We start from the raw sequence: 10,047 nt of genomic DNA, 5'->3' as shown, positions 1-10,047 counted from the left end.
GAGGAGTAGGGATTTGAACCCTAGGTGGGCTATAAACCCACGCCGGTTTTCAAGACCGGTGCATTAAACCACTCTGCCACCCCTCCGAACGCTGCAAATAATATAAGCATCGTAGGGCATTGTAAACCTCAATTTAAAATTATTGAATCAAATGCTCATCTTATGGCCAGCTCGATGTTTTTTACGGCAAATTTCTCGTTAACTTTGGTGAATAATCGGCAAAACAGGCACAAAAATATCTATACAGTGAGAGACTTGTCGTTTGGGTATGGTAAAATCAGATTAACTTTTCATGGTAAATGCTTATATGAATTCACTCTTGATACCCTCGTCTTCACTCGCACCTGAATTTAGCCTGCCACCTATTTCTGAAACGGCTGCCAATCTAAGCGCATTACTCTTAGGCCAAGAACGTGCTGTGGATGCGTTTAAACTCCACCATGCCATTATTGACCAGCAGCTTTATTTGGCCGATTATCCCGGCATTGACCGCCAGCTGATGATCCAAGCCTGCGTTAATAGCCTAGCTCCCTTACCGGCAATGTATCTAGTGGCACCCAGCCAGATTGATAACGCGGTAAAATTTCAATGGCAATTAGAGAAACCGCTGGATAATCAAAAAATGATTACCGAAAAAACGACTAACTATCGTTATCTAAGCGGTAATATTCGTCGCGTTGATCTCATAGGTCGCATGCTACAAACAGGGACGACGAGTCAATATCAAGCAGGTGCTCTAGCACAATGTCATTATGTGTTTATTTGTGCCGAATCGCTGTGGAAACGTGAAAGTTTATGGGATTTAGTGATGCAAATCCTCACCCATAAACAATACCAGATTAGTAATACCTTAAGCCCTATTCCACTAAATTGTAAAATTGTCTTAGTGGGCGCAGGGATGATTTATAGTCAAGTGAGAACGGAAGATTGGCAATTTCAACGTCACTTTACGCTGTTAGCTGAGCTTGCCAGTGAAATCGATTTGATCCGTTATAAGGAATCACAATACGTTGCATGGCTACAGGCTGTAGCCCAAAGTGTTGATGTTACCTTAGAACAATCGAGTTTAGCGCCACTATTCAGTTACAGCACACGATTAACCGAGCACCAGCGTCGCCTCAGCTTGTCTATGCTCGAGTTTGCTCAACTTATGGCACAGGCTAAGGCATATAGCGGCAAAACAAGTATCGATGCCAACAGCATTGAACACGCGTTAATCCAAGCCAACTATCGCCATAATAGTTCTGAAGAATATTCAGGCCAGAGCTTTGATGATAACTTCATCAATCTGCCAACGTCTGGGGCTATGGTCGGTCAGATTAATGGTCTAACCGTGATCGATGCCATCGATTACAGTTATGGCGAGCCGGCACGTATCACAGCCTCAGTCCATTATGGTGATGGCGAAGTAGCCGATATTGAAAGAAAATCTGAACTTGGTGGCAATATACATGCCAAAGGAATGATGATCCTCTCGGCCTGCTTGTATCGTATTTTTGGACGAGACGCACCATTACACCTAAATGCAAATATCGTTTTTGAGCAGTCCTATCAAGAAATTGATGGTGATAGCGCATCACTCGCTGAATACTGCTGTTTGATGTCAGCGATTGCCGAACAACCGATTATTCAGTCACTGGCGATTACCGGTGCCTTGGATCAATTTGGTAATGTACAAGCGATTGGCGGCATCAATGAGAAAATTGAAGGTTTCTTTAACCTATGCGAAAGACGAGGTCTAACGGGCGAGCAAGGTGTGATTATGCCCAAATCGAACATATTACAGCTTAATCTTAATCCCAAAGTGATTACAGCTGTAAGCAAAGGCCTATTTCACATCTATGCCATTGAGCATATGGATCAGGCGGTTGAACTATTAATGCAAATGCCAGCGGGTGTCGCCGATGAAGATAATGATTTTCCACACGACTCATTATATGGCCTAGTGCAGGAGAGATTAGACAAACTTGCAGGGAATGGTGAAGAGGAAATCGGCCTAATTACGAGATTACTCGCAAAATTAGGATTTTTTCGCCGTTAATTAGCTGATCGGAGTTGTTTAGCTTACACGTGTTCGCTAATCTTGGCCCCTCTTATTGCTGGAGTAGTAAAATAATGAATAAAGCAAACAGTTTCAATAAAGAAGAACTCATAGCCTGTGGTCATGGGAAATTATTTAGCCCGAACTCACCCCGTCTTCCTGTCGACAACATGCTGATGATAGATAGAATCGTCACCATCAATGATAATGGCGGTGAATTTGGCAAAGGTGAAATTGTCGCTGAACTCGATATTAATCCAGACTTATGGTTTTTTGACTGCCATTTCATTACCGACCCTGTGATGCCCGGTTGTTTAGGCCTAGATGCCATGTGGCAGTTAGTTGGCTTCTATTTGGGCTGGGAAGGAGCTGAAGGTAAAGGCCGTGCACTCGGCGTAGGTGAAGTGAAGTTCACAGGCCAAGTATTGCCTGGTGCAAAAAAAGTGACTTACAAGCTCAATATCAAGCGCACTATTCATCGTAAGCTGGTTATGGGTATTGCTGATGCGGTTCTCGAAGTCGATGGACGTCAGATTTATAGCGCTACAGATCTTAAAGTTGGTGTATTTAGCGACACTTCTACGTTTTAATCCCCTAGTCTGCAATATCAGCTTTGTGATAGATAAAATTGCCCTCGACTGAGGGCAATATGCTGCATTACTTTGCGTGTTCTGGACTATTTAATTAATGAGCTTAGGCTCACTTATTTATTAAATAGCCCATTAACTCGGCCATCCACACCTTCACGCCAACCACCTAACCACTGCGATCGCGAATCAAGATTTGCATAAGGACAGAGCTCCTTAGAGCGCCCACCCACACCAGCTTGGAATCCTTTTGAAAAAGCTCTGTCTAAACGATCTCGTTTTTGTCTTTTCATGCAAGCGTCCTCTGTTCTACATAAAATAGAAGCAAAAGCTTCACCCATAGGAATAGTGCTTTTTGACCCCAAGATCAATCAAAAAATCGGCCATTTTACTGACTATTTATTAAGCTACTGAGATCTTAGCTAAAAAAAATCGAAGCATTTAGCCTCGATTTTTTTAGTCTGAATTGAATCTTAAAAGTTAACGAATTCGACGACGGAACCACAATAATGGCAAGGCAAATAACCAAGCTAAGGATGCAGCGCCTTTACGTTCATAATTACCCTTATCGGCATTATCTTCAACAGTACAAGCCACGCCACTTGTTGCTGGTTTAAGCACAACCATGCGTGGGAGATATGCCGTTACAGGATCGCCATTTCCATTTAACTCAAATAACGGCAAGCCATTATCACCAATTATCACTTTCCCATTTTTATCAAATTGGTAAGCAGGTTTGCGAATAAAAGCGGTACCGACAATGGTTCCTTCTTCGTTGATGCTAGCACCTTCAACAACCACAATATCTGCGTTGTATTGCAGTTGCTTACCCGAACCGTCCTGTATTTCTACCTGATGACGAGCCCAGTTTCCATCACTATTTTTCTCGTAACCCTTAGATTCACAGGTCAATAATGTATTAATATTACTGAACTCATCTGTTGGTTTATCATACAAAAAACCCGCTTTAGGCCGCGGTTTTTCTTTGTCATACGTGGTTTCAATATAACCAACCACTTGACCTTTATTATTAATATCTTTTGGCTTGCTTGAAAGATCACTCGTTTTTGCTGCAAAGTCATTTGGCGTTACTATGGTTGCATCTGCTTGAGTTGAATCAAAATAGAAGAACTTATCCCGTGCATAACCTTGTATGTAACTACGATAACTTCCCACCACGAGGCCATTATCATTAATAGCATAAGCTGTAGAGCTATTAACATCATTGTCACGAACTGGGATCCAGTGATATTGATATTCGCCATTAGCATCTTTAGCCCAGTAAGCGGCATCTTGGCGTAAATTTCTTGTATCACCATAACGGTAAACGTGCGAGCGCCCAACGGCGACACCGGCATTATTTAACCCAATAGCCTGGGCAGTATAAGTAACTGTATCATCTGCCGCAGGCGTAAAGCCTAAGGGTAACGGAGTGCCTATCGCGATATTGTTATCAATTTGCCACACATAAGCACGGGTTTGATATTGAATATTACGTGTCCCTGAAGCATTAGGATATTGCTCACGTTGCACACAAATATCCAACGGCAAGGTATTATCTGTGCCTAAACAATTAGTCACACGATCGCTGCCGTATTTGCTGATAGCAGTACTAGCATAACCCGCGACTAAATTATTGTTATTTACCGCAGATGCTGCTGACCAACCGCCAAGCTCAACCGTTTTATCGTCCTTAACAAATTGCGTATAAGGAGGGATTAATGGAATTTCGGTGTCACCCTGTTTCGCAATACCGCGAAACTCATAGTCACGGTAATACCAGTAATCATCAGCGACATTAGTCGTTGCAGTATTGTCGACTTTCTTTTCAGGCGCCGTCATATTACCGACTTTGATGCCCGCATCATTGATACCATAATAAAAGGTATCAACCGAGTTAATGACTGTGGTATCGCTTGGCTGTGTAGTGCCATTAATACTGTCAAACGTTGGTAACCAAGCACCTGTTGCACCATTTTGCGCGGCAGTAAAGGCAAAGTTATTCGCAACTATTGCCTCGGTAATTGAATAGGTGATGGTTTCTTCGGGAGCGATGCCATCTTCAATATCAATGATGCCATCTTCTACATCAGAAGTGCTGAGCTTTTTCTTACCCTTAGAAATACCGACTAACTCATCATTGGCATTGATGCCTAAAGCATAGCCATTACGCGTCCCCTCAAGAGTACCGAGTAAATCATAGTTATCTAGGTTAACAATTTCATACACAGGTGCAGCATGAGCACTATTCAATACACCAAGGACACCTAAGGCTACCAAGGAAAGGGCTTTATCCAACGTTGACTTCATTAATTCTATTCCCATTTTTATTATTGGTTTACTTCAGTGACTCAAGCTCTTCCCATCGCTCGAAGCAAACTTCCAACTGCTTTTCTTTATCTGCTAATTGGCTTAGCACTTGATTCACTTTATCTTGCGTCTGGCTATAGAAGTTTGCGTGACCAATGGTGGTTTGTAGCGCGAGGATATCCGCTTCTAGCTGCTCCATCATACTGGGTAATGACTCTAACTCACGCTGTAACTTGTATGACAATTTTTTTACTGTTTGAACTGGCTCAGCAAGTTTTACTTCTACTGGTTTAGTTTCAACTGCAGGTGCTTCGACCGCCTTTTGTGCACTAGGTTCCTCAGAATAAAATTTTGCTCCTTGGTTCACCGCATCTTGATAACCACCCACATACTCGCTCCAATGGCCATTACCCGCATACCACCAACTACTGGTGACGGTATTGTCGATAAATGCCCTATCATGGCTCACCAATAAAAGCGTGCCTTGATACTCAGTTAGCAGCGACTCTAACAATTCTAGGGTCTCAATATCAAGATCGTTGGTTGGTTCGTCGAGTATGATTAAGTTTGCTGGACGAATGAGTAGCTTAGCCAGTAACAGACGGTTCTTCTCGCCACCCGATAACGCTTTAACTGGCGTTCGCGCGCGCATTGGTGAGAACAAGAAGTCCTGTAAGTAACTTAAAATATGACGGTCTTGACCGTTAATCGTGATGGTTTTTTTACCTTCGCCGACGTTTTCCTCAACCGTTTGTTCAGGATCTAACGCCTCACGATATTGGTCAAAATAAGCGATATCTAACTTAGTCCCAACTTTAATCTCGCCAGATTGTGGCTGTAACTTCTCGATTAATAGTTTAATCAACGTCGATTTACCACAACCGTTCGGACCAATCAGCGCAATACGGTCACCACGGATCACTGTAGTATTGAAATTCTTAACCAGATTTTTGTCTGGTAAATTGAAATTTAGATCTTTAACATCAAACACTAACTTACCTGAACGCTCAGTATCCGACACCGCCATTTTAGCGTTACCTTGGCGATTCAAACGCTCACTGCGTTCGTCACGTAGGGCTTTAAGCGCGCGCACTCGACCTTCGTTACGGGTACGGCGGGCTTTAACACCTTGACGGATCCATACTTCTTCATCGGCTAGGCGTTTGTCAAATAAGGCATTTTTTTCAGCTTCGACACGTAGCCATTCTTGCTTACCATCAAGATAAGCTTGATAGTTGCCCGGCCATGATGTCACAACGCCACGGTCTAAATCGACAATACGCGTCGCCATACGAGCAATAAAGCCCCTATCATGGCTGATAAAAACAATAGCACCTTGATAATCAAGTAAAAACTTTTCAAGCCATTCAATGGTATCTATGTCTAAATGGTTAGTCGGCTCATCGAGTAATAGCAAATCAGGCTCGCTGACCAATGCTCTTGCTAAGGCCACTTTACGTTGCCAACCACCCGATAACTCACTTAATAATTTGTCGGGATCTAGACTTAATAACTCACAATTTTGTTGAATACGTGAATCTAATTGCCAACCGTTGTAGTGATCTAACGTCTCTTGCAGGCCTTGCATCTCATTGAGCATACGATCCATTTGCTCAGGCGAAGCATGGGCAACATCGTGAGACAGTTGATGATATCGCTCAAGCGCCTGTCCGACTTCTTTTAAGCCCGCAGCAATATAAGCGTACACAGTACCTTGCTCAGCTTTTGGGGGATCTTGCTGTAGGCGGCTAACAGTAACATTACCAGCGATGTTAAATTCACCTTCATCCAGCAACACATCACCAGACAACACCTTTAATAAACTCGACTTGCCAGCACCATTTCGGCCAACAATACACACGCGCTCGCCGCGTTGAATAGTAAAATCCGCTTTTTGTAATAACGGAGTGTAACCATAGGCTAAAGAGCCACTATTGATACGAACCAGACTCAAACTAAGCTCCTGTAAACTCTTGTAATTGCGTTGCGTTAAATGGCCAATGTAACTCGTTATCGTTCCTGGCTTTCAGCACAGGAATCGATACGCCATAACGCTGCGCGAGGTATGCATCATCACATATATCGATGGCATGATAGTTAATGTCGGCCGCGTCCAATAACGCCGCGGCCAGTTCACACAGATGGCAACCGTCGGTGTGATATAGCAGATAAGGCCTGTTATCTAACTCTGTTTGAGTCAACTCAGGCATGGGTTAGCAACCAGGTGTTATGGATATGCGGGTTGCGTTTGTAATCCATCGGTAACGTGATGTCATCAATGTTAGTCACCTTGATATTCATCTTTGTCAGTGTCTCTATGTCCATCTTAAACTTGCGTTTATTGTTAGAGAACACTAACTCACCTGCTGGACTAAGCAGTTTGACTAAAGATGCCAGCAAGTTTACATGGTCGCGCTGTACATCAAAGGAGTCTTCCATCCTTTTAGAGTTAGAAAACGTCGGTGGATCGATAAAAATCAGATCGTATTGCTCACGACAATCTCTAATCCACTGCATGCAATCAGACTGCACAAACTCATATTGTTTGCCTTGCAAACCATTGAGTGCAAAGTTGTCCTTTGCCCATGTGATATAAGTATTTGACATATCGACGGTTGTTACTGATTTAGCACCGCCAAGCGCCGCATGCACTGAAGCAGAACCGGTATAAGAAAACAAATTAAGTACGCGGCGCCCCTTAGATTTTTGTCCCACTAAACGACGTGTTAAGCGGTGATCGAGGAACAAACCTGTATCCAAATAACCCGTTAAGTTCAATTTGAACTTAGCGCCATATTCAGTGGTAATGAGCTCTAATTTACGCTCATCCAGCTTTTGATACTGACTCGCGCCCTTTTGACGTTCACGAGTCTTCATGATCATCTTGTTCGGGTTGATGCCAATCGCCGACGGCAGTGCCAGCAATACATCGCTTAAGCGACGTTTAGTCACAGCTTCAGGTATGGTCGCTGGCGCCATATATTCTTGAATAATCACGTAATCTAGATATTTATCTACCGCGACATTATATTCAGGAATATCAGCATCATAAATACGATAGCTATCGATACCTTCTTTTTGGGCCCATTTCTCTAATAGCTTGGCATTCTTTTTAATGCGGTTAGCAAACGCAGGGGCAATATCGGCAATGTCTACGCCATCGGGTAGCACAGGTGTGTCACGGCGGGTGCTATTGGCATGCAAGGTATAGATGTTAAACACGCATTCTAAGGCGCCGTTGAACATCTTCATCTGTTTATCAGCTTTAAGCTTGAGTGATGAAATCAGTTCAATATCGCTACATAGCATGGCCACTTTCCAGCCGCCAAACTCTTTTTTAAACTTGTCACCGAGCTGATAGTACAATTGCAATAACTCAGACACATTACCTAAACGCTCACCATAAGGTGGGTTAGTGATCAAATATCCCGTTGCGGCAGGAGGCTCTATCGTCAACGCATCGGCGACTTTAAAATCAATTAATTGCAGTACACCAGCATTTTCAGCGTTACGTTTGGCAACGCCAATTAAATGCGCATCAACATCTGAGCCATAAAATTTAATGCCACAACGTTCAAGGCCGACTGAAGCACGTGCTTTGGCTTCTTCAACAACGTTTTGCCACACCGCTTTATCATGGCGACGCCAGTGTTCAAAACCAAAACGACTACGCTGTAAACCTGGGGCAATATCCGCTGCCATTAACGCCGCTTCAATTAGCACAGTTCCGCTACCACAAAAAGGATCGAGTAACGTCGAAGGCGCTGCTTGCCAGCCACTGCGCACTAGCATATTGGCAGCTAAATTTTCCTTCAAGGGCGCCTCACCCGTAGTTGAACGATAACCACGTTGATGTAACGATGGGCCGGAAAAGTTTATTGCGATGGTGATTACGCCATTACGGAAATGTGCATCGATCTTAAAGTCAGCGTCGACGCGCGACACGTTTGGACGTTCGATATCATCGTCACGAAAACGGTCAACCACCGCATCCTTAATCTTTAAAGCACCAAACTGGGTATTATTGATAAAGCCACCCGTACCGTGAAAATCGATACTAAAAGTGCATTTATTCGAAAAATGTGCAGGCCAGTCGACACAATAGGCTGCGTTATAGAGTTGCTCTGCCGACTCGCAGCTACCTTTATAGATAACCAACACAATACGGCTGGCTAAGCGTGTCCATAAAGTAATACGATACGCTAAAGCTAAGGGGGCAGTGAAATACACACCTGCAACACTCTCTTTTACTTCAGTCGCACCAAATTCTATCAGCTCTTGGGCTAAGCTATATTCAAAGCCCTTAGGGGCGGCAGCAAAAAAATTAAACATGGGATATCAGTACGCAGTCAAAATCAAAGCGACATTATACCTGCTCGGATACATAAAAGATAAACAGTTATTAAGCAATGCCCCATTTAGTCACTGTATTGGTCTAAGATCATCGACGAAATTGGTCTAAGATCATCGACGAAAAATCGCCAACTTATGTTGAAATCGTATAAAAGCCCCCCACCTCGCTTTATATTTAAGCGTTCACCACCTTTTTCAATCTTCGTCCTTGCATTGCCAGCGCTCTGCCGTTATAGTCTGCCCCGCTTTGAAGACGGACGCGGGATGGAGCAGCATGGTAGCTCGTCGGGCTCATAACCCGAAGGTCGTAGGTTCAAATCCTGCTCCCGCAACCATTTAAAAGTAAATAGTGAAGTAATACAGATAGATATCGGACGCGGGATGGAGCAGTATGGTAGCTCGTCGGGCTCATAACCCGAAGGTCGTCGGTTCAAATCCGGCTCCCGCAACCAATTCTTAGATGACAGAATTAAAACAGTCATCAACAGCAACAATCGGACGCGGGATGGAGCAGTATGGTAGCTCGTCGGGCTCATAACCCGAAGGTCGTCGGTTCAAATCCGGCTCCCGCAACCACTTTCTATATGTGTTGATAATGAGAAACAGCTTATCGGGCTCAACTCTTTATAAATAAGAGGCGAAGGTCGCAGGTTTAAATCCGGCTTCCGCAACCAATTCTTAGATGACAGAATTAAAACAGTCATCAACAGCAACAATCGGACGCGGGATGGAGCAGTATGGTAGCTCGTCGGGCTC

Annotated in this window: 7 protein-coding genes and 3 tRNA genes; 5 read left to right on the top strand and 5 right to left on the bottom strand. The window is 43.7% G+C overall.

The window, feature by feature from the left end; genetic code table 11:
* Nucleotides 1–307: 307 nt before the first annotated feature.
* Together L2717_RS17740 and fabA are read left to right on the top strand one after the other, a co-directional pair.
* Nucleotides 308–2,041, top strand: a complete 1,734-nt coding sequence (locus L2717_RS17740) for an AAA family ATPase (protein ID WP_220772915.1) — start codon at nt 308–310, stop codon at nt 2,039–2,041.
* Between the two features lie 74 nt (nt 2,042–2,115).
* The gene (fabA, locus tag L2717_RS17735; protein ID WP_220772914.1) at nt 2,116–2,631 is read left to right on the top strand and encodes a bifunctional 3-hydroxydecanoyl-ACP dehydratase/trans-2-decenoyl-ACP isomerase; all 516 of its coding nucleotides are present in this window, start codon (nt 2,116–2,118) and stop codon (nt 2,629–2,631) included.
* 113 nt (nt 2,632–2,744) lie between these two features.
* Here the strand turns inward: fabA and rmf are convergent, their stop codons facing one another.
* The 5 genes from rmf to rlmKL all read right to left on the bottom strand — a co-directional run bounded on the left by rmf (nt 2,745) and on the right by rlmKL (nt 9,270).
* Entirely contained in the window at nt 2,745–2,921 is a 177-nt protein-coding gene (gene rmf, locus L2717_RS17730) for a ribosome modulation factor (protein WP_006082074.1), read from the bottom strand.
* Between the two features lie 187 nt (nt 2,922–3,108).
* Nucleotides 3,109–4,938 (bottom strand): DUF3466 family protein, encoded by a 1,830-nt coding sequence (locus tag L2717_RS17725; RefSeq protein WP_220772913.1) that lies wholly within the window; start codon nt 4,936–4,938, stop codon nt 3,109–3,111.
* Between the two features lie 28 nt (nt 4,939–4,966).
* Nucleotides 4,967–6,892 carry an ABC transporter ATP-binding protein gene (locus tag L2717_RS17720; protein ID WP_220772912.1) on the bottom strand — a complete coding sequence of 642 codons (1,926 nt, stop codon included), beginning with the start codon at nt 6,890–6,892 and terminating at the stop codon, nt 4,967–4,969.
* A 1-nt stretch (nt 6,893) separates the two neighbouring features.
* Nucleotides 6,894–7,148, bottom strand: coding sequence for a glutaredoxin family protein (locus tag L2717_RS17715; RefSeq protein ID WP_220772911.1), 255 nt, complete (start codon nt 7,146–7,148; stop codon nt 6,894–6,896).
* On the bottom strand, nt 7,141–9,270 hold the full coding sequence (gene rlmKL / locus L2717_RS17710; protein ID WP_220772910.1) for a bifunctional 23S rRNA (guanine(2069)-N(7))-methyltransferase RlmK/23S rRNA (guanine(2445)-N(2))-methyltransferase RlmL: 2,130 nt from the start codon (nt 9,268–9,270) through the stop codon (nt 7,141–7,143). Before rlmKL ends, L2717_RS17715 begins: the two co-directional genes overlap by 8 nt.
* A gap of 279 nt (nt 9,271–9,549) precedes the next feature.
* Between rlmKL and L2717_RS17705 the strand changes: the two genes are divergently transcribed.
* The 3 genes from L2717_RS17705 (at nt 9,550) to L2717_RS17695 (ending at nt 9,867) form a co-directional block, all read left to right on the top strand.
* Nucleotides 9,550–9,626 (top strand) — tRNA-Met (locus tag L2717_RS17705).
* Nucleotides 9,627–9,666: 40 nt separating this feature from the next.
* Nucleotides 9,667–9,743, top strand: a tRNA-Met gene (locus L2717_RS17700).
* 47 nt (nt 9,744–9,790) lie between these two features.
* Nucleotides 9,791–9,867, top strand: a tRNA-Met gene (locus L2717_RS17695).
* The last annotated feature ends 180 nt before the right edge of the window (nt 9,868–10,047 follow it).

This window comes from Shewanella glacialipiscicola, from assembly GCF_023283485.1.
Taxonomy (GTDB): domain Bacteria; phylum Pseudomonadota; class Gammaproteobacteria; order Enterobacterales; family Shewanellaceae; genus Shewanella; species Shewanella glacialipiscicola.
Note: the sequence above shows the minus strand (reverse complement) of the source record. Positions and strands in the feature narration are given on the sequence as shown.